At 42.4% G+C, this 19,971-nt stretch carries 16 protein-coding genes and 1 pseudogene; 11 read left to right on the plus strand and 6 right to left on the minus strand.

All coding sequences use genetic code 11. From position 1 onward, the window contains the following. Positions 1 to 727 precede the first annotated feature (727 nt). The 3 genes from H5185_RS00130 to H5185_RS00140 all read right to left on the minus strand — a co-directional run bounded on the left by H5185_RS00130 (position 728) and on the right by H5185_RS00140 (position 4,542). Positions 728 to 1,732, minus strand: a complete 1,005-nt coding sequence (locus H5185_RS00130; protein WP_124016237.1) for a LacI family DNA-binding transcriptional regulator — start codon at positions 1,730 to 1,732, stop codon at positions 728 to 730. 55 nt (positions 1,733 to 1,787) lie between these two features. Then, positions 1,788 to 3,116 (minus strand): glycoside-pentoside-hexuronide (GPH):cation symporter, encoded by a 1,329-nt coding sequence (locus H5185_RS00135; RefSeq protein ID WP_124016236.1) that lies wholly within the window; start codon positions 3,114 to 3,116, stop codon positions 1,788 to 1,790. 94 nt (positions 3,117 to 3,210) lie between these two features. Beyond that, positions 3,211 to 4,542 carry a GH1 family beta-glucosidase gene (locus tag H5185_RS00140; protein WP_182741019.1) on the minus strand — a complete coding sequence of 444 codons (1,332 nt, stop codon included), beginning with the start codon at positions 4,540 to 4,542 and terminating at the stop codon, positions 3,211 to 3,213. A 383-nt stretch (positions 4,543 to 4,925) separates the two neighbouring features. On the opposite strand from H5185_RS00140, the gene H5185_RS00145 reads away from it, so the two are divergent. From H5185_RS00145 to H5185_RS00175, 7 genes and pseudogenes are all read left to right on the plus strand, one after another. Then, positions 4,926 to 6,233, plus strand: a complete 1,308-nt coding sequence (locus H5185_RS00145) for a sugar MFS transporter (RefSeq protein WP_182741020.1) — start codon at positions 4,926 to 4,928, stop codon at positions 6,231 to 6,233. A gap of 10 nt (positions 6,234 to 6,243) precedes the next feature. Continuing rightward, positions 6,244 to 8,865, plus strand: a complete 2,622-nt coding sequence (locus tag H5185_RS00150; protein WP_182741021.1) for an exo 1,3/1,4-beta-D-glucan glucohydrolase — start codon at positions 6,244 to 6,246, stop codon at positions 8,863 to 8,865. 372 nt (positions 8,866 to 9,237) lie between these two features. Then, positions 9,238 to 10,038, plus strand: coding sequence for a 3'(2'),5'-bisphosphate nucleotidase CysQ (gene cysQ / locus H5185_RS00155; protein ID WP_182741022.1), 801 nt, complete (start codon positions 9,238 to 9,240; stop codon positions 10,036 to 10,038). A gap of 72 nt (positions 10,039 to 10,110) precedes the next feature. Next, complete coding sequence (gene mak, locus H5185_RS00160; RefSeq protein WP_124016231.1) at positions 10,111 to 11,016, plus strand: fructokinase; 906 nt, start codon at positions 10,111 to 10,113, stop codon at positions 11,014 to 11,016. 216 nt (positions 11,017 to 11,232) lie between these two features. Further along, a complete protein-coding gene (locus H5185_RS00165) occupies positions 11,233 to 11,997 on the plus strand; it encodes a YdcF family protein (protein ID WP_182741023.1) in 765 nt (254 codons plus the stop codon). A gap of 65 nt (positions 11,998 to 12,062) precedes the next feature. Then, positions 12,063 to 12,746 (plus strand): DUF2982 domain-containing protein, encoded by a 684-nt coding sequence (locus H5185_RS00170; RefSeq protein ID WP_310741653.1) that lies wholly within the window; start codon positions 12,063 to 12,065, stop codon positions 12,744 to 12,746. Positions 12,747 to 12,785: 39 nt separating this feature from the next. Further along, positions 12,786 to 13,210, plus strand: a pseudogene (locus H5185_RS00175) (GFA family protein). On the opposite strand, the gene H5185_RS00180 reads toward H5185_RS00175, so the two are convergent. From H5185_RS00180 to galE, 3 genes are all read right to left on the minus strand, one after another. Further along, on the minus strand, positions 13,207 to 13,566 hold the full coding sequence (locus H5185_RS00180; RefSeq protein ID WP_124016228.1) for a polymer-forming cytoskeletal protein: 360 nt from the start codon (positions 13,564 to 13,566) through the stop codon (positions 13,207 to 13,209). The pseudogene H5185_RS00175 and the gene H5185_RS00180 sit on opposite strands and share 4 nt — an antisense overlap. 112 nt (positions 13,567 to 13,678) lie before the next feature. Further along, positions 13,679 to 14,164, minus strand: a complete 486-nt coding sequence (napF, locus tag H5185_RS00185; RefSeq protein WP_124016227.1) for a ferredoxin-type protein NapF — start codon at positions 14,162 to 14,164, stop codon at positions 13,679 to 13,681. A gap of 273 nt (positions 14,165 to 14,437) precedes the next feature. Next, positions 14,438 to 15,460, minus strand: coding sequence for a UDP-glucose 4-epimerase GalE (gene galE / locus H5185_RS00190; RefSeq protein WP_124016226.1), 1,023 nt, complete (start codon positions 15,458 to 15,460; stop codon positions 14,438 to 14,440). A gap of 295 nt (positions 15,461 to 15,755) precedes the next feature. Here galE and phhA point away from each other — a divergent pair, with 295 nt between their 5' ends. The 4 genes from phhA (at position 15,756) to H5185_RS00210 (ending at position 19,900) form a co-directional block, all read left to right on the plus strand. Then, positions 15,756 to 16,553 carry a phenylalanine 4-monooxygenase gene (gene phhA / locus H5185_RS00195; RefSeq protein WP_182741024.1) on the plus strand — a complete coding sequence of 266 codons (798 nt, stop codon included), beginning with the start codon at positions 15,756 to 15,758 and terminating at the stop codon, positions 16,551 to 16,553. 82 nt (positions 16,554 to 16,635) lie between these two features. Further along, on the plus strand, positions 16,636 to 16,977 hold the full coding sequence (locus tag H5185_RS00200) for a 4a-hydroxytetrahydrobiopterin dehydratase (RefSeq protein ID WP_124016224.1): 342 nt from the start codon (positions 16,636 to 16,638) through the stop codon (positions 16,975 to 16,977). 161 nt (positions 16,978 to 17,138) lie between these two features. After that, positions 17,139 to 18,677 carry a transcriptional regulator TyrR gene (tyrR, locus tag H5185_RS00205; protein ID WP_182698861.1) on the plus strand — a complete coding sequence of 513 codons (1,539 nt, stop codon included), beginning with the start codon at positions 17,139 to 17,141 and terminating at the stop codon, positions 18,675 to 18,677. Between the two features lie 236 nt (positions 18,678 to 18,913). Then, entirely contained in the window at positions 18,914 to 19,900 is a 987-nt protein-coding gene (locus H5185_RS00210; RefSeq protein WP_182741025.1) for a fumarylacetoacetate hydrolase family protein, read from the plus strand. The last annotated feature ends 71 nt before the right edge of the window (positions 19,901 to 19,971 follow it).

Raw genomic sequence — 19,971 nt, forward strand, 5'->3', positions numbered from 1 at the left:
TCATTAACCATAATAAGAAGCTATTCAAGATTTGTTTTATTAGTTTTTGTTTAGTAAGCTTTTTATTTTTTATGAACATTTAAAATAAAAATGTAAGCGCTTTCTTTTGTTGGTTGAATTGTTACCACTTAGGTTGGGTTTTATCCGTTACTGAGAACAAGTAAGGTTATTCTAGACTAACTTTCTAGCGCGTTAATATTTTGTGCATGTTGCGACAGTGAATTGATGTGGTTGTTGCTTATGGTGTTAGGGCTTATTTCAGTGTTATCGATAACAAAAGTATGAGTCATTAAGATGCATGTGAATGACCACAGGACTTGAGACAACATATTATCCAAAGGTTAACTGATTAATCATTGCGCGGCTGATAGCTTGCATAGGTCGATTGAAATCTCACTATTGCGGTATTTTATGGCCATGCTTGTTCTCTCATTACTCATAAGGTGCGTTTATGTGTGGTTAAGTTGTTAGTCTATAGCGCATATTGCATTATTTGTTTGCGAGCAGATGCTTGATGGCACGTCACAGAGAGATGGTCAGTATCAGTACTTTTTAATCGCTACGAGATACTATCATCTCTGCATAAGGAATCGTTGACTCACTCGTGATCGATTACTGACTTGGGGCAGCCACTTATGGGAAGAGGGACTAATCATCTGGCTTTTTTGGATGTCTTTTATCGACATTGCAGCTGGATAGGTTAACCGCTAAATGGTTCGGTTGGCTCTTACTGATTGATTGCTCTAGCTGATTCTCGCACAAATAGCTCTGGTGTAAACGAGCTTTCAACTAAGACGGCTTTATCGTTATACACTTGTTGTAATACCCAGAGGGCTGCCATTTTACCCATTTCGTGAATAGGGTTGTTAACGGTCGATAATTTCGGTGAGATGTACTGTGGAAATGGAATATTATCGTAACCAATAAATGAAATATCATCGGGTACGCGGATTCCGTGTTCTAAACACACTGCAATTGCCCCAGAGGCCATTTGATCATTCGCACACACGACAGCAGTTATGGTTTTATTCATCGACAGTAAATGCTCCATCGCTTCACAACCGCCAGCTTCTTTAAAGTCACTTTCAATGCAAAGGGTGTCATCAAAATCGATATTGTATTGTTGCAATGCTCGTTTATGTCCTTTTAGACGATCTCGTACGTCGAGCTTAAACAATGGCCCTGAAATGTAAGCGATGTCTTTATGACCAAGTGATAATATGTGCTCGGTAGCCATGAAACCGCCTTGCTCATTTTCAAGATAAACACAACGTTCCTTGATAGCGTCGATATAGCGGTTAATAAATACCACTGGTGTTGGGCCTTTACTCAATTCAATCAAGTAATCGTCTGATACCGCCTCAATGTCCAAAATAAGAGCATCACAACCGCGACTCATCAAAAACTCAACCCCTTCTTTTTCTTGCTTCTCGTCGCTATGACCAGCAGCAATAATCACGTGCTTGTTAGCTGTTCGAAGGGCGGTTTCGATTTCTGTCATCATGGGACCATAAAAAGGACCGTCAAGCTGAGACACTAAAACCCCAACACTGTTGGAGCAATTTGAGGCTAATGATTGGGCAATAGTATTAGGGCGATAGCCTAAAGAGGCCATCGCATCGAGAACCTTTTGTTTGGTTTTATCGCTGACTTTGGTGTTGTTATTCATCACTCTAGACACGGTCGCTAGAGACACACCAGCCATTACGGATACATCGTAAATTGTTGCCATATAATTAGTTTTTAAAAGCCGTCTTGGAGCACATGGCTCCAAGACTATCATGCTTTTATTTTACTTCTCTATTTAATTCTAAGTGTATTTGGTCCACTTTTTCATTGTCCAAGGTGTACCAACGCATAACAAAGGCCACTACCAATGAACCGATAGCAGGGTATACAGTGAATGAAAGTAATATTCCTTGTTGAGTCTGTTCAGTTTGGATGATATCTGGCTGATAACCATAACCTGCCAGTAACCAACCAGCTGCCGCACCACCAATAGCAACCCCAAGTTTGATAAAGAATATGACCGATGAGTAAATCATTCCGGTAATGCGTACACCGTTTTTATGTTGACCATAGTCGACCACATCAGCCATTTTTGCCCAAAGCAGTGGTGTAGCCATATTGAAAGTAAAACCCCATATGACATACATCCCAAAGGCCAGTATCACTTGATCGCTTGGCACAAAGTAGCTTACGACACACATGGCCGCCGCCAGCAGTTGCAAGGTAATATAGGCTTTTACTTTACAAAAACGTTTTGCTAAAGGTTGAGCTAAAATACAACCGAATATATTACCAACCATGCCAAGAGTGATGAAAAGGGTAATAGAATCAGGCATATTTAAGAAATATTTCACATAGTAAATCGCTAAACTGGTGCGCAATACCATGCCTGATAATAGACAGACTGCCGCAATGGCCAATACTCGCCACTGATCATTTTTTAGCATGTCGGTGAAGTCTTTTTTAAAGCTTGTTTGTTGGTCTATAGGTGGATGTAGACGCTCTTTGGTGCCCCAAAAGCAGGCTAAAAACATCGCAACACCCAAAATGCTCATCGCGGCAATCGTCAGTTGATAGCCTTTAGCCTGATCGCCTTTACCTAAAAACTCCACCAAAGGTAAGGTTAGGCCTGACACCAATAATCCGCCCAGCATCGCAAACACAAAACGGTATGATTGCACTGACACGCGTTCTTTAGGATCCGCCGTTAATACCCCGCCTAATGCACAATAAGGAATATTAATCGCGGTATACACCATCATCAATGCGGTATAGGTGACGAAGGCATAAATCATTTTACCGTCTTCAGACAAATCTGGCGTAGTAAAGGCTAATACGCTAATAAAGCCAAAGGGAAGGGCAAACCATAATAGATAAGGTCTAAACTTACCCCAACGAGTGTTGGTTCTGTCTGCTAGCGCGCCCATTAGTGGGTCGGTTATCGCATCAATTAAGCGAACAGCTAAAAACATTGTGCCCACAAATGCAGGCGAAATACCGAAAATGTCGGTATAGAAAAAAGTTAGAAATAGCATCACGGTTTGAAACACAATATTACTGGCGGTGTCCCCAAGTCCGTAAGCTATTTTTTCTCTAGTGCTAATCATACATGCCTCAATTATTGTTGTTATTGCTTAAAATGATGCAACTATTTGAATAGAATAAAGCCGTTTATATAACGGCTTTATTCTGGTTAACATATTATGTTCTTGCGTTAATAAAGTCTCTATACGCGTATGCACTGGCTTTTAAGGTACGTTCTTGGCTTGCATAATCAACATAGACAATACCGAAGCGTTTTAAATAACCTTCTGCCCACTCAAAGTTATCCATCAAACTCCAAGCAAAATAACCCACAACATTAACACCTTGTTCAATGGCATTATTTACCGCATTTAAGTGAGCGTTATAGTATTCGAGTCTGTCTTGGTCATCCACTTTACCGTTTAACAATTTATCATCCATTGCCGCACCGTTTTCGGTAATGTAGATCGGTGGTAAAGGATAAAGTGCATCTAAAGAGGTTAATAAATCACTAAAGGCTTGTGGGTAAATTTCCCATCCCATATCTGTTTTAGGTTTGCCGACCATGTCTACTTGGCTAAAGCCATTAACTGGGTCGGCTTTATAGACTGCACGGGTATAAAAGTTGATGCCTAGAAAGTCGATAGGTTGAGCAATAATATCAAAGTCGCCAGCTTCAATAACCGGCACATCTTCTGCGGCAAAGTCATTGATAATGTCTGGGTAGCAGCGGTCAAACAAGGGTTTGATGTACCACTGATTGAAATATTGGTCGGCTTTACTTGCCGCGTCAACATCTGCGGCAGAATCTGTGGCGCTATAGCAAGGCGTAAAGTTAAGCACGATACCATTTTGGCTGTTAGGGCTGTTTTTTTGCAGCACTTTCATGGCTAAACCATGAGCCAATAATAAGTGGTGTGCAGATTGACGGCCATAAGCTTTTTTCGCTAATCCAGGAGCATGAATGCCAATTTCATAACCTAAGTATGAACTGCAAAAAGGTTCGTTAAATGTGGCATATGAGTAAACTCTGTCACCGAATGCATGGGTTATTTTGTCGGCATAGTCAGCAAATAAATAGGCTGTTTCGCGATTTAACCAACCACCATTATCTTCAATATGTTGTGGTAAATCCCAATGGTACAAGGTCACAAAGGTTTTAATGCCACGACGGTTTAGCTCATCGAGTAAGTCGGTATAAAACTGCACACCTTGTGGATTCAGGCTACCATCTTTGTGCATAACGCGAGGCCATGAGATCGATAAACGGTAGGCATCGACACCTAGCGATTCTATTAGATCGACATCTTCACGCCATAACTTAACGTGTTCGCATGCTTGCGAGCCATCAGACCCATCACGAATTTTGTCAGGAGTCGCACAAAATGTGTCCCAAATACAGGGCAGGCGAGTTGCCACAGCACCTTCAATTTGAAATGAAGCTGTCGCCACACCAAAGGTGAACGCTTTTGAATGCATTTTTGAATCGGCTGGTAACATAATTTTCATATTTTAATTCACTTAGTATTGATTAATTTTGTCTTTTTTTATTACTAACTTATTAGCTTAAAACACACTGATAAAAGGCCTAGTGTCGCATTGTCCTAACCGTAAATATTATGCTCTCGCGTTTAAAAACCGTTGACATCAGTTATCGATATGTTAAAAATGAAAGCGCTTACATTGAGATTAGTGATTAATTATCCAAAGGTCAATAATTGATTTGGTTAAATATTGAATCCTCATCTGCTTGCACAAGTGTGGGAATAGCGATATGGAAAATGCCTAGCGTTTACGGGGAGTTAACTCTTAGGTAATGACAAAGAGCATCCAGTTCACTGGCGTTATGTACTGCAACCCAAGATAACTATTAACAACAATAAGGGAATGTCATGACGACTTCGCAGCTTCAACTCGAATCGACTCCGGTTAATTCAATTCATCAGCAAGGAAACTTTCGCTTTGCGTTAGTGGCGTTAACATCATTATTTTTTATGTGGGGTTTTTTAACCTGTTTAAATGATATTTTAATCCCTTATCTAAAAAACATGTTCGACCTTAATTACACTCAAGCGATGCTGGTGCAATTTTGCTTTTTTGGTGCGTATTTTGTTGTGTCGATCCCTGCCGGTGCGCTAGTCGGTAAAATTGGTTATCAAAAAGGCATTATTACCGGACTGGTTATTGCCTGTATTGGATGTTTATTATTTTATCCGTCAGCAAGTTATGCTTCTTATAATATGTTTTTGTTTGCCTTTTTTGTATTGGCATCAGGCATTACTATTTTACAAGTATCTGCCAACCCTTATGTCAGTGTTTTAGGCCCTGCAGAAACCGCATCGTCTCGCTTAACCTTAACCCAAGCATTTAATTCATTAGGTACAACAGTTGCGCCATTTTTTGGCAGTTGGTTAATTTTATCAACGGTTGAGCATGATGAGAGCATCACTGAGGTAGGTGAAGTTATTGGCCGATTATCAGTAGAGCAACAAGCCAGTGCCGTTCAAATCCCTTACTTAATTTTAGCCTTGTCATTGTTTGCATTGGCATTGATTTTTATGATGTTAAAACTACCGCTATTGGGCAAAAAAGATGCGGCATCGACCACCTCTGCAACGGGAAGTGCTTGGCAGTATCCGCATTTGGTGATGGGCGCGGTAGGGATTTTTGTATACGTCGGTGCTGAAGTTGGTATTGGCAGTTTTCTGATTAGCTTTTTAACTCAAGATCATATTGGTGGTGTGTCTGAATCGCAGGCAGCCCATTATATTGCTTATTACTTTGGTGGCGCTATGGTCGGCCGTTTTATTGGCGCCGCTGTGATGCAGAAAATTAATGCAGGTAAGGTGTTAGCGTTTAACGCACTGTGCGCATGTATTTTAGTGGCTGCAGCCATGATGAGTGTTGGCACTGTAGCCATGTGGGCCTTGTTGTTCGTCGGTCTGTGTAACTCCATTATGTTCCCAACGATTTTCAGTTTGGCACTACAAGATTTAAAACAACACACAAGCCAAGGCTCAGGTATTTTGTGTTTAGCCATTGTTGGCGGTGCGATTTTGCCCTTATTTCAGGGCATGCTGGCTGACATCATGGGGATTCAATTAGCCTTTATTGTCCCCTTGCTATGTTACTGTTTTATCGGGTACTACGGGTTAATTGGCTGCAATGCTAAACGTCCAGTATCAACAGAAAATGCGTAAGGGAAATACAATGAAACTGACTCAAATACAGCGTACAACGAGATTAAAAATGCCGATGAAAACCACTGTAATCACTTTGGGGCTTTTTCTTGGCGTTAGCGGGTGTGGTGATAATCAAAGTACTCAGCAACAAACGACAGAAGCCGCTGTAACTTCGGAGCAAACGGCATCAACAATATGGCCTGCATTACCCCCTGCCATCGCTAAAGATGAAGCATTAGAGGCCAAGATAGATGCCTTAGTTGCCAAGATGACGCTAGAGCAAAAAATTGCCCAAATGATCCAGCCAGAAATTCGCGATATTACGGTTGAAGATATGCGTAAATACGGTTTTGGTTCTTATCTCAATGGCGGCGGTGCTTATCCTAACAACGACAAGCATGCCACGCCTGCAGATTGGGTTGCCTTAGCGGAATCATTTTATCAAGCATCTGTCGATGACAGTATCGACGGGATTAATATTCCTACCATGTGGGGCACAGATGCGGTACACGGTCATAACAATGTTATTGGCGCAACCTTATTTCCGCATAACATTGGTTTAGGCGCTGCCAACAACCCAAAATTGATTGAAAAAATAGCCGCCATTACGGCTCAAGAAGTCATGGTGACTGGGATTGATTGGGTATTTGCTCCTACCGTTGCCGTGGTGCGAGATGACCGTTGGGGCAGAACCTATGAAGGGTATTCTGAAGATCCACGCATAGTAAAAGAGTATGCTTATGCCATTGTTGAAGGCTTGCAAGGTTCTGTCAGCGGTGACTTTTTATCAGACCAACATGTTATTTCAACGGTAAAACACTTTATCGGTGATGGTGGAACTGAAAACGGAATCGATCAGGGCGAAAACCTTGCTAGCGAACAAGATTTATATGACATTCATGCTCAAGGTTATGTCGGCGGACTTAATGCTGGGGCACAAAGTGTTATGGCGTCATTTAATAGTTGGCAGGGGGAAAAAAATCATGGCAATCAATACCTATTAACCGATGTACTTAAAGATAGATTAGGCTTTGATGGCTTTGTGGTTGGCGATTGGAATGGTCACGGACAAGTCGCTGGTTGTACTAATGAGTCTTGTGCTAAGTCAGTCAATGCAGGATTAGATATTTTTATGGTACCGACTGATGCATGGAAACCATTGTATGAAAATACTATTGCCCAAGTTAAAAATGGTGAGATCAGCCAAGCGCGTATAGACGATGCGGTTAGCCGTATTTTACGAGTGAAATTTCGTGCCGGCTTGTTTGATAAACCTAGCCCAGCCAATCGTCCGTTATCGGGTAAAACTGAGTTAATCGGTCAAGCGAGTCATCGCGAGGTTGCTCGCGAAGCGGTGCGAGAGTCATTAGTCTTGCTTAAAAATAATCAATCGATATTGCCGCTTAAGCCTAATATGAAGGTGCTTGTTGCCGGCGATGCAGCAGATAATATTGGTAAACAATCAGGTGGTTGGTCAATTACTTGGCAAGGTACTGACAATAAAAATAGCGACTTTCCTGGTGCAACCTCCATCTACTCAGGTATCGAGCAGGTCGTCACCCAAGGTGGCGGCAAGACAACCTTAAGCGCAAACGGTGACTTTAACCCTGAACAACAACCTGATGTTGCTATTGTTGTGTTTGGTGAAGAACCTTATGCCGAGGGCAATGGTGATATTGATAACCTTGAATATCAGCGTGGCGATAAGCGTGATTTAGCATTATTGAAAAAACTTAAAGCGCAAGGTATCCCAGTTGTATCAGTATTTATCAGCGGTCGCCCTATGTGGGTTAATGCTGAATTTAACCAGTCAGATGCGTTTGTTGCAGCTTGGCTTCCAGGCACCGAAGGCCAGGGCATTGCAGATGTATTATTTACTAAGGCAGATGGAACGGTTGCATATGATTTTGTGGGTAAATTGTCATTCTCATGGCCAGCTACACCCCAACAAACTCAGGTCAATGTGCCATTAGCGCAAGATAAACGTGTGCAAGCACAAGCTGACTATCAACCACTGCTCCCTTACGGATATGGATTAACCTATCAGTCTGTTGCAACCGATGCGATAAGCTTAGATGCGTTATCAGAAGATAATTTAGCCGCCAGTCAAACACTCGAAGACTTAGCCCTATTTGAACGTGCAGTTAAATCTCCTTGGTCAATGTACATAGCAACAGATAATGAACAGCAAGCCTTAACCAGCAGCGTGGCGAGCAACAGTGCGCTTAATATCCGCACCATGGATCGCGCCGTGCAAGAAGATGCCCGCTTGGTGTCGTTTAATGGCACCGAGCAAGGTACCGTCGGCTTAATAAGTAGTTTTCCACGTGACTTAAGAGCTTACAGTAATAGTGATTCAGCATTGTCTCTTAGTATCAAAGTTGAACAATCAGTGTCAAAACCTCTGTGGCTAGGTCTCGCATGTCAAGGTGATTGTCGCCAACAAGTGGATATCGCCAAGCTGGTGAATACTAGATTAGCTGAATGGCAAAACGTAAGCATTTCCCTGGCTTGTTTTGCGGGAGAACCGATGGACTTTGGTAAAATTGCCATGCCGTTTTATCTTAGTACTGACGCTAAAGTCGATATTAGTTTTAGTGATGTCGTCATTAAAGCGACTGCAAACGACAATACTATCCAATGTCACTAGAACCCTAATCCAGCTCGACCTCATTTCGGTCGAGCTGGATTTAGTTTGATTATCTTCAGGGCGTCAGTCGATAATCGTCGGCCGTTTGACTGCAATCACGTCAGATTTGAGCGGTCTCATAGACTGCTGAATACGAATGCAAAAACGCACTGTTTGCTTTGAGCAAAGCGGCGCTTAGCTTAGTATCGAGCAGCCTTTGAGGTATTGCAGCTATCTTGTGTCCCCGCGGTGGTTTTTTTCGGTCAGTTTTTTGAGTCGATTTTGAATCAAGTGCAATCAAAAAGTTATCAATCTATGATGTTAACAATGGCATAATAACGTATCGATAGTGTATTGATCGCTAAAGCGATATGAATTTGATAAGGAATTGATTTGTCTAATATTGTATTTTCTAAAGCAGACTTACAACAGATAGTGCTCCTCGCCAAGCAAGCCGGCGAAGCAATTATGCAAGTTTATGCGCAAACTGATTTACAGATTGAAGTGAAACAAGATGATAGCCCAGTTACTGCAGCCGATATTGCCAGTCACAATGTGATCATCGCTGGGCTTAAGCAGCATTTTGCTGATATTGCTGTCATGAGCGAAGAAGACGCTGATATTAGTTGGGCTGAACGCCAGACTTGGCAAACCTATTGGTTGATCGATCCACTCGATGGTACTAAAGAATTTATTAAACGTAATGGTGAATTTACGGTTAATATTGCGCTGATCCATCAGGGACAAGCTATCGCAGGCGTGGTGTATGCGCCCGTATTAGACAAATGTTATAGCGGTATTGTTGGCCAAGGTGCATGGCTACAGCACAAAGGATCGACATCAATATTAGATATTCGTCAGCGGCCATTACAGACACCTCCTGTTGTCGTTGGCAGTCGTTCTCATATTAGTCCTGATGTCGCCGCCTATTTACAGACCATTGGCGAACATCAAATGCTTAGCGTTGGTAGCTCATTAAAGTTTTGTATGGTGGCCGAAGGTCAAGCCGATGTGTACCCAAGATTAGGCCTCACCAGTGAATGGGATACTGCAGCAGCGCAAGCTGTATTGGAAAGTGCTGGTGGTAAAGTGGTTGAGTATCCAGCACTCACAGCGCTGCAATATAACCAGAAAGAAAATATTTTAAATCCGTATTTTATTGCCGCGTCCTTGGCGTGGTTTGAACGTAAATAATTGTGCTTTAAAGTAATTTGCGTTAATCGAACATTGAATCTAATTAATAATAAGTAAATGGAGTAATAAGTTATGATGCGTATGGGCGTCGATCTCGGTGGTACCAAAATAGAATTAGTGGCGTTGGCCGATGATGGCGCTGAGATATTTAGAAAGCGCATTCCTACTCCAAGAGACTATCCAGCGACATTAGCGGCGATTGTGGGCTTAGTCGCCGATGCTGAAACCGCAACAGGCCAAACAGGTTCTGTGGGTGTTGGTATTCCTGGTGTTGTGTCACCGTTTACTGGCTTGGTTAAAAACTCTAATTCAACCTGGATTAACGGCCATCCGCTTGATAAAGATTTAAGCGAAGTGTTGCACCGTGAAGTGCGTGTTGCCAATGATGCCAATTGTTTTGCTGTATCTGAAGCCGTCGATGGTGCTGCTGCCGGAAAAGGTGTTGTTTTTGGCGGTATCATTGGTACAGGTTGTGGTGCTGGTATTGCTATTAATGGTCGTGTGCATGGCGGTGGTAATGGAATTGGCGGTGAATGGGGCCATAATCCTCTTCCGTGGATGACGGCTGATGAGTTTAATTCGACTAGCTGTTTTTGTGGTAATCGTGACTGTATCGAGACCTTTATATCGGGGACTGGCTTTGTACGTGATTTTCGTGAAGCAGGCGGCGATGCAATCAGTGGTATCCAAATTTCTGAGATGATGCAACAAGGCGATCCGTTGGCTACCGCAGCATTTGAACGTTATATTGATCGATTAGCGCGCTCACTTGCGCATGTGATCAATATGATGGATCCAGACATGATTGTATTAGGTGGCGGTGTATCAAATATTGATGCTATCTACACTGAATTACCAAAAGTGTTACCCAAATACGTAGTTGGTCGCGAATGCGGCACTCAAGTGGTTAAAAATAAGTTTGGTGCATCTTCTGGCGTTCGTGGTGCGGCCTGGCTTTGGGGCAAAGACGAAAAGTAGGCTTAACTTGTATGCTGAACAGTTGTTCAGGATAGATATTTGTGAGAATGAAGCTAAAGGTCATTTCGATTCACTTGGCTGAGCGTTCATCTGGCAATATGGTTAATTCATCAAACGGCACTTTAATAGTGCCGTTTTTGTTTGCTTGATAGGGTTTGTATTCAGACTTTATAACGATAAACTAGCGACAGTTTTCATTGTTCAAGTGATATACCGATGTTTTGGCTTAAAAAAATCTTATCGCAATTAGTCATGCCCATTCCGCTTAGCATTATGCTATTAGTTATAGCAGCCGTGTTATGGCGCACAAAAAGAACACGCTTGCTGCAATTTGGCCGTATTGCCTTGGTGGCTGCGATAGCGCTACTGGTATTAACCAGCCAAGCGCAAGTAAGCTATTATTTAGCGGATTCGTTAGAGTCACAGTATCACGTTAACCATCAACCAATAACAGGGGCTTGTGTTGTGATGGTATTGGAATCGGGTAACCGTGAGCAGCAAGGCCATACCGCAGTGCAGCAATTATCATCTACAGCACTGGCTCGATTAACTGAAGGCGTGCGTCAGTTTAGCCTTGGCCAACACTGCACCTTAGTGGTCAGTGGTTGGAGCGGCGGTAATCAGCCAACTGCTCATGCCACTATTATGGCTCAAGCGGCCCAAGAATTAGGCATCCCCAAAAAGAGTATTACGGTCTTCAATCAACCTAAAGACACCATTGAAGAAGCCAATGCACTTAAGCAATTTTTGGGCACTCAGCCTTTTAGATTGGTGACGTCGGCAACACATATGCCAAGGTCTATGCGCATATTTAACGCTTTAGGGATGCAACCCCAAGCGGCGCCAACTGACTTTATTGCTAATAGTAGCGATTGGTGGCGTTTAAATGCGGATAATTTGTTAGATTCACAGCGAGCCATTCATGAGTATGTCGGTATATTATGGTTGTGGGTTAAAGATCTATTAGTGAATAATCACTAGCGTTGTTTACTAAATAGTTGGGTAGCAGTATTTTGAATAATTTATCAATCAATTCCAAGGACACTATTGTGAGTGATGAGCACATGTTAATTAGTCCTTATGCTAAGCGAAATGGCATCACGCTTACAGTTGTTGGCGCGTTAAGTTTAGTGACTAGCTTGATTATTTTTATTGGGCTTAAAGGCTTTTTTGTGCCCGGTATGTTGTGTTTTGCCTTAGGCTCAGTCGCACTGGTGTTAGGTGTCGCTAAAGTGTATCAGCCAGCGGTCAGCTTCAAACTAATGCCTACAGGAGTGGTATTTTTTCATCGTCGTGGTCAGGTATTTATTGAATGGCATAATATTCAGCGGCTTGATAGCGTGCGGGTAAATCAAAATATGGAGATGATTGAACTGCCTTATATTGGCGTCAAACTTAAAAAGATTAATCCCATATTAGATTGTATTTCACCGCGTTTGGCTACCGGATTACTAACCGAACAGCGGCCACTTTTGATGACCGCTGCCACTCAAGATGAGGATTTACAAAGTTTAGAAGGTTACTTAGGTGCAGAATTTACCCCGCTAGTGGTTAACGGTGAACGTTATCGTGGTGTTCTAGCGATGTTCGGTCATCGTTGCCAAACCTTGAATGAGCAGCTTGGTTACCATGTGTACCTATCCATTGACAGTTTAGATCGAGAGCCCAAAGAGTTTGTCGCTTTGTTGCGTCAATGGCAGCGACAAGTACTAATCAATAGTGATGAATAAGCCATTATTAAAGGATGTGGTGATCTTCTAGGAGGTAACATGGCACAGCTTGAGCTATTACAAGGAGGGTGTTTATGTGGCGCCATCTGTTATCAAGTTAATGGTTTGCCATTTGATGCCGATCACTGCCACTGCAGTCAATGTCGAAAAAGTGCCGGTGCGGTGATGATGAGCTGGATGGATTTTGTTATGAACAAGTTCAATGGCTAAAAGGGCAAGTCACAGAGTTTGCTTCATCAAAGGATATTCGTCGGGGTTTTTGTCAACACTGTGGTTGCTCACTGACTTACCGACATCTGGATTATCCGCAGTACATAACATTATCGATTGCATCGCTTGATCTACCACAAAAAGTGCAGCCAACTTACCATATACACACTGATGAGCAGGTTAGCTGGTTAAATATCGATGACAATTGTCCGCGTTATAAGGCAGGAAAAACGCTGACAAAAAGCTCAAATTAGCTTTTTGATGAAATCAGAGTCAATGGTTCTACGTGGCGATAACCTAAAAACTGGCCACCGTCTAAAATTTCGATGTTTTCACAATACGCATCCCCTTCAAAAATACCTTGCTCATGCAGGGTCATTTTTTTACAGTGTGCTTTACCTGTTAGTTGGCCTGCAATCATTAAGTTTCGGCACAAAATATCACCATCGACTGTGCCATTGGGTTCAATCGTCACATTGCCTTGTGCTTTAATATCGCCGTTGATATGCCCCGCAATGAGTACATCACCGCTGAAAATAAGTTTGCCGGTTAAGTGACATTCTGGGGCGATAAAACTCAGCGGATTTGCAGCTTGTTTTTGACCAAACATCTCAGTGCTCTTATGGCTATATTTTGGCTGATAATATAGCGTTAAAGGCAAATAAATAACACCAAAATCGCTCGCTATATTGCTAACTGATTAACATACCGTATTTGATAAATTAGCTCGGTTTGCCAATCTGTATGGCATTAGAAGGGCAGGGAGATACACAAGCACCACAACCCGTACAGGCATCAGTATCTATCAAGGGTTTAGGCACTTGTCCTACTGCCATGATAAAGCTAATTGCGCGTGGATCGCAGGCATCTTTACAACTCTGGCACCAAACACCTTCATAGGTTAAGCAGCTGTCTTTTATGCTGGCGCGAATTGACCAGGGTAAGGACTGGGCGAGATCGAACACCGGCTCTGGGCACACATCAACGCAAAGCTGGCAAAAAGTACATTCACCAAGATTAAAATCTATTTCAGGAAACCCACCTTCACCGCGTTTAATTATTTGGGTTTCGCAGGCGGTAATACACTTGTCACAGCGGGTGCAATTGTCAGTAAATTCTTGATCTGTTTTGCTCCATGGCGGGCGGGTGACATTGGATTTTCTGCGACTAAATAGATTACGCCGACTTTGATTAATACTTTGGCTCATGGCTATCCTAATTGGACGTAAACGCATTAGCTGGCGCTAGGGTTTGTCGCTCTATCAGGCTAAAAATGGCTTCGAGCTAAAACCTGTGCTAACAAGGGCGTTTAATCGCAATTTTGGGGCGGATTGTGGCTTGTTTCTACTGGGTTATCGCTAATTCATGTTAAGTCGCTACATGAATTAGCTCCGCCTGGTATAACATCACCACACAGCCGCAAAATTTACTTTGAAAGATTAACACACCCTGATATTAGCATTCGCTGCAGCTAAAAATTGTTAAGCGCTAGGCATTTTATAACCATCAGGGTTATGTGATTGCCATTTCCAACTGCTATTGGCCATATCTTCAACGGTATGAGTTGCATGCCAGTTAAGTTCTGTTGCGGCAAAACTCGGATCGGCATAACAAGCGGCAATGTCACCAGGACGGCGTGGACTGATTTGATAAGCAATGGTTTTACCACAAGCTGTTTCAAATGCTTTGACCATGTCTAACACACTGTAACCGATACCCGTACCGAGATTATAAGTCACCAATCCAGGTTTTGTTTGCAGCTTTTTAAGCGCTTGTAAGTGACCCACAGCTAAATCAACAACATGAATATAATCGCGAACACCTGTGCCATCTGGTGTGTCGTAATCATCGCCAAACACGCTTAATTTTTCGCGTTTACCGACAGCAACTTGGGCAATAAACGGCATCAAGTTATTCGGAATGTCGTTAGGATCTTCACCAATTAAGCCGCTTTCGTGAGCTCCAACAGGATTGAAGTAACGTAGTCGAGCAATATTCCAGCTGTTATCTGAGTTGTACAAGTCGGCTAAAATATATTCAACCATCAATTTTGACTGACCATATGGATTGGTCGCGCCCGTTGGGAAATCTTCTTTAATGGGCAGACTCGCTGGATCGCCATAAACCGTGGCGGATGAACTAAAGACTAAGTTTTTAACGTTATTTTCGGCCATGACTTGGCATAAAATAATCGTGCCAGTCACGTTGTTTTCATAATACTTTAATGGTTCGGCGACTGATTCACCGACGGCTTTTAAGCCTGCAAAATGAATAACAGACTCAATGCTATGGTCTACAAATACTTTTTGTAGCAAAGCTTTATTTAAAATATCGCCTTGATAAAAAGTGACATCCTTACCAGTAATAGTATGAACACGGGCTAGGGCTTCAACACTTGAATTTGATAAATTATCAACAATGATCACTTCCTGTCCGGCATTTAATAGCTCAACGACTGTGTGGGTACCAATATAGCCGGCGCCACCGGTTACTAAAATTGCCATAAATAAATCATCCTATGAATTAATGAGTCATGTGTGAATGATATTGTAAATTATCCCAGCTCTATCGTCAGTTAAATTATCGATGGCGCGCTAAATTAACTTGGGTTAAGTCTTGCTGTAATGTGTTCATTTATGGTGATAAAACCTTAGCCTACTCATGGGGCTCATAGCTCGTTTGTATTTATTTGTTTACGATTAAAGCAACATAACCGCATGAAATAAACTGTGAGGGAGTTAACAAAACGTCAACGTTAGCACACTATGTAGGGAGTGAAGTTGACGTAAAGTGGAACCTATGAGTACAGCAACAAAGTATATTGCCCATCAACCTGATGCCCAGGGTTACATTGATTATTCTGAGCATGAGAATCAATTATGGCAACAATTGTATCAGCGCCAAGTGACGAATATGCCGGGGAAAGCTTGTAATGCTTATCTGCAAGGACTCGATGCTTTAGGCATGTCGAGTGACCGTATTCCGCAGTTACCCGAAATCGATAAAGTGTTATTAGATGCTACGGGTTGGAAAACCGCAGCGGTACCAGTATTAATTTCATTTGGGCGTTTTTTTGAGTTACTGGCCAATAAAGAGTTTCCAGTAGCGACGTTTATACGTAGCAAAGAAGAGTTTGATTACCTGCAAGAGCCTGATATATTTCATGAAATATTTGGTCATTGTCCATTGTTGACTAATCCATCATTTGCACATTTTTCGCATATGTATGGCCAGTTAGGACTTGCGGCATCCAAAGAAGAGCGAGTGTTTCTTGCGCGGCTATATTGGTTCACTATTGAATTTGGTTTGGTACAAGCGAAAAATGAGCCATTAGCCATTTACGGTGGTGGTATTTTGAGCTCTCCTGGTGAAACGCTTTATTCGTTAAGTGATGAGCCAGAACGTAAACCTTTTGACTTACTTGATGTGCTGCGTACTCCTTATCGTATCGATATTATGCAGCCTATCTATTACGTGATTAACCATATTGATTATTTAGATGAAATTGCCCGTATGGACATTATGAGTATGGTAACCAAGGCCCGCCAATTAGGCATGTTTGAGCCTAAGTTCGCCCCTAAAATCAAAGCAATTTAATCGATTTACTGCTACTGAATAGAGGTTTTTTTCTCATCAGTATGCAAGTTAGACATTATTATAATTAAGCCTAGGAGTAAAAATGAACGCATTAACCGAGATGAAGTGTGAAGCATGCCAAGCAGATGCCCCTAAAGTGAGTGATGCTGAGTTGGCTGAACTTGTCGGTATGATCCCCGATTGGGGCGTTGAAGTTCGTGACGGTATTATGCAACTTGAGCGGGTTTATAAATTTAAAAACTTTAAGCTGGCCATGGTGTTTACCAATAAGTTAGCTGATTTAGCCGAATCTGAAGGTCATCATCCTGGAATATTAACCGAATGGGGCAAGGTCACGGTCACTTGGTGGTCACACTCAATTAAAGGTTTACACAAAAACGATTTTATCATGGCTGCCAAGACAGACCAGTTGTTAGACGCGTAATTATCGTCATCGATTTCAGCACATTACGTTAACGTAATGTGCTGAAATAATCGCTCTGTTACAATTCTACTGTAAACTTCACTTGCCACCGAAGCAATATCCCTCTAACGTTATGCCAAATTTCCGCAATAAAACTTCAATAAATAGGGAATCGTTACATTATGCGTTTGGAAGTCAGCTGTATTGATCGCGTGGGTTTAGCGAAAGACATCCTCGTCGTGCTCGAAAAACATGGAATTAACTTAATCGCAATTGATGCCAGTAACAAGGGGTTCTTATTCCTGCAATTTGCTGAGATCAGTTTTGAAACATTACGAGAGTTAATGCCGCAAATTCGTAAGGTTGAAAGTGTACATGACGTCCGTACCGTGTCTTTTATGCCGTCAGAACAAGAGCATTATGCCCTTAAAACCTTACTTAAAACCTTACCCGACTCAGTGTTTTCAACTGACGCTAAAGGGCGAGTGCGCATCGCTAATGAATCGGCCTTATTGACGCTCGGTATGGCAGAACATGAAGTGGTAGGGGAGTCACTTAACCATTGGGTTCAGGGGTTTAACTTTGCCCGTTGGATGAGTGAAATACCTGTATTGGCTCAAGCTACTCGAGTGCAAATTAACTCGAACGAGTATTTGGCCGAAATGCTACCCATTTATTTACCTGACGATGATGACAAAACCATTTTAGCGGGTGCCGTTATTTCGCTCAAATCACCTGCTAGAGTCGGTAAACAATTTAACGCGCTGCAAAATCAAACCACAGGTTTTGATAATGTATTAGCGGTTAGCGATAAAATGAAAGACATACTCAAGCAAGCTAAGCGCATGGCACAGCTCGATGCGCCTTTGCTGATAACCGGTGAAACGGGGACGGGTAAAGAGCTCATGGCGCGTGCTAGTCATGATGCCAGTATGCGCCGCGAGCATCCGTTTATTGCGATTAATTGTGCTGCACTGCCAGACAGCGTCGCAGAAGAAGAATTATTTGGTTTTGTCAGCAATGGCACCGTTGTAAAACGCGGGTTATTTGAAGAAGCCAAAGGCGGGACGGTATTTCTGGATGAAATTGCCGAAATGTCCAAAGCGGCGCAAGTTAAATTACTGCGTTTACTTCAAGACGGTACCTTTAGACGCATTGGTGGTGATGAAGAAGTTCGCGCAGATGTGCGTATTATTTGCTCAACCCAAAAACATTTAGCTGAGCTCTGCCAGGCGGGTGAGTTTAGAGAAGATTTATATTACCGTATTCATGTATTAAGTTACCACATGCCATCCCTGCGTGAGCGCCGAGTCGATGTGCTGCCATTAACCGAAATGTTCTTAGAACATTATAGTCAGCAGTTATCGAGTCCATTAAGACGGATCTCGGCAACTTGCCGCGACTATCTGTTTACTTATGCGTGGCCAGGTAATGTGCGTCAATTGAAAAATGCCATTTTTAGGGCGGTATCCATGTGGGATGGTTCGACAGAGCTGACCGTTGAACAACTCAAATTACCATCCTATGCCGAAGGTTTTGGTTACTTCGACGAAGAGTTTGAAGGCACCTTGGATGAAGCCATGAAAGAATACGAAGCGGGTTTATTGCGTCGATTGTATCCTGCGTATCCAAGTACACGACAGTTGGCTAAGAAACTTGGGGTGTCACATACCGCAATTGCTAATAAATTACGCGATTATAATATTAGTAAGAAAAAGTGATGTAACGATTTAATGCCAGTATTTTGCTGGCATTTTAGTCACATAAACGCTGTAAATCAGTATTTGCGGTGCGTTTATATTAATGTAACGAATAATTTACAAATAGCCGTGAGCACCAACAAAATGTGATTGAGCTCACGCTATAGGTTTTTCTGCCGTGATCGGTTATTTGTATCGTCAAATTGAGCGTGTAGTGTGGATAATCCGCTGCGCTCACCCAGTATTTAGGAGCAATAATGAAACTTGCAAGTTATCACAACGGACGTCGCGACGGCCAATTGATGTTAGTCAGTAAAGATTTGAGCAAAACCGTCGCCGTACCTGCTATTGCACATACTATGCAGCAATTATTAGATGCTTGGGATCTGCTTTACCCACAATTGAATGAGTTATATGAAGCGTTAAACGCTGGGCATATGGATAATGCGGCAGATTTTGATGAAAGTCGTTGCTTATCACCTTTACCACGAGCTTATCAATGGGCCGATGGCAGTGCTTATGTCAATCACGTTGAATTGGTTCGCAAAGCGCGTGGCGCTGAAATGCCGGCATCTTTTTGGACCGACCCTCTGGTGTATCAAGGTGGCTCAGACAGTTTTATTGCGCCTAAAGCTGATATCGAAATGGCCAGTGAAGAATTTGGTATTGATTTTGAATCTGAAATTGCCATTATCACTGATGATGTCGCCATGGGTGTTAGCAGCGAAGATGCCGCTAAGCACATCAAACTATTGATGTTGGTTAACGATGTATCACTGCGTAATTTAATCCCTGGCGAGTTAGTCAAAGGCTTTGGCTTTTTCCAATCAAAGCCATCAAGTGCGTTTTCACCCATTGCGATTACCCCTGATGAATTAGGTGATAAGTGGCAAGACAGTAAGGTGCATTTACCCCTAGTAACACATTTAAATGGTGAGTTGTTTGGGCGTCCTAATGCGGGCGTGGACATGACTTTTAACTTTAGTCAGTTAGTATCACATGTGGCTAAAACACGCCCATTAGGTAGCGGTGCGATTATTGGTTCTGGCACCATTTCAAACTATGACCGCAGTGCTGGCTCAAGCTGTTTGGCTGAAAAGCGCATGCTTGAAATTATCGCTGATGGTAAAGCCTCAACACCTTTTATGCACTTTGGCGATACGGTACGTATCGAAATGTTTGATGAAAACGGTGTGAGTATTTTTGGTTCTATCGATCAAAAAGTGGTTGAGTACAAAGCCTAAGATTATTAGGGTAATGTAAACCGACATAATTAAGGCAATAGCGTTCAGTCGTTATTGCCTTTTTGTTAGGC

Source organism: Shewanella sp. SG44-6 (genome assembly GCF_014164185.1).
Lineage (GTDB): Bacteria > Pseudomonadota > Gammaproteobacteria > Enterobacterales > Shewanellaceae > Shewanella > Shewanella vesiculosa.

Coding starts and splice junctions, on each gene's coding strand:
- H5185_RS00130 (WP_124016237.1), bottom strand. CDS start 1,732: ATGGCAACAATTTACGATGTATCCGTAATGGCTGGTGTGTCTCTAGCG.
- H5185_RS00135 (WP_124016236.1), bottom strand. CDS start 3,116: ATGATTAGCACTAGAGAAAAAATAGCTTACGGACTTGGGGACACCGCC.
- H5185_RS00140 (WP_182741019.1), bottom strand. CDS start 4,542: ATGAAAATTATGTTACCAGCCGATTCAAAAATGCATTCAAAAGCGTTC.
- H5185_RS00145 (WP_182741020.1), top strand. CDS start 4,926: ATGACGACTTCGCAGCTTCAACTCGAATCGACTCCGGTTAATTCAATT.
- H5185_RS00150 (WP_182741021.1), top strand. CDS start 6,244: ATGAAACTGACTCAAATACAGCGTACAACGAGATTAAAAATGCCGATG.
- mak (WP_124016231.1), top strand. CDS start 10,111: ATGATGCGTATGGGCGTCGATCTCGGTGGTACCAAAATAGAATTAGTG.
- H5185_RS00165 (WP_182741023.1), top strand. CDS start 11,233: ATGTTTTGGCTTAAAAAAATCTTATCGCAATTAGTCATGCCCATTCCG.
- H5185_RS00180 (WP_124016228.1), bottom strand. CDS start 13,566: ATGTTTGGTCAAAAACAAGCTGCAAATCCGCTGAGTTTTATCGCCCCA.
- napF (WP_124016227.1), bottom strand. CDS start 14,164: ATGAGCCAAAGTATTAATCAAAGTCGGCGTAATCTATTTAGTCGCAGA.
- galE (WP_124016226.1), bottom strand. CDS start 15,460: ATGGCAATTTTAGTAACCGGTGGCGCCGGCTATATTGGTACCCACACA.
- phhA (WP_182741024.1), top strand. CDS start 15,756: ATGAGTACAGCAACAAAGTATATTGCCCATCAACCTGATGCCCAGGGT.
- H5185_RS00200 (WP_124016224.1), top strand. CDS start 16,636: ATGAACGCATTAACCGAGATGAAGTGTGAAGCATGCCAAGCAGATGCC.
- tyrR (WP_182698861.1), top strand. CDS start 17,139: ATGCGTTTGGAAGTCAGCTGTATTGATCGCGTGGGTTTAGCGAAAGAC.
- H5185_RS00210 (WP_182741025.1), top strand. CDS start 18,914: ATGAAACTTGCAAGTTATCACAACGGACGTCGCGACGGCCAATTGATG.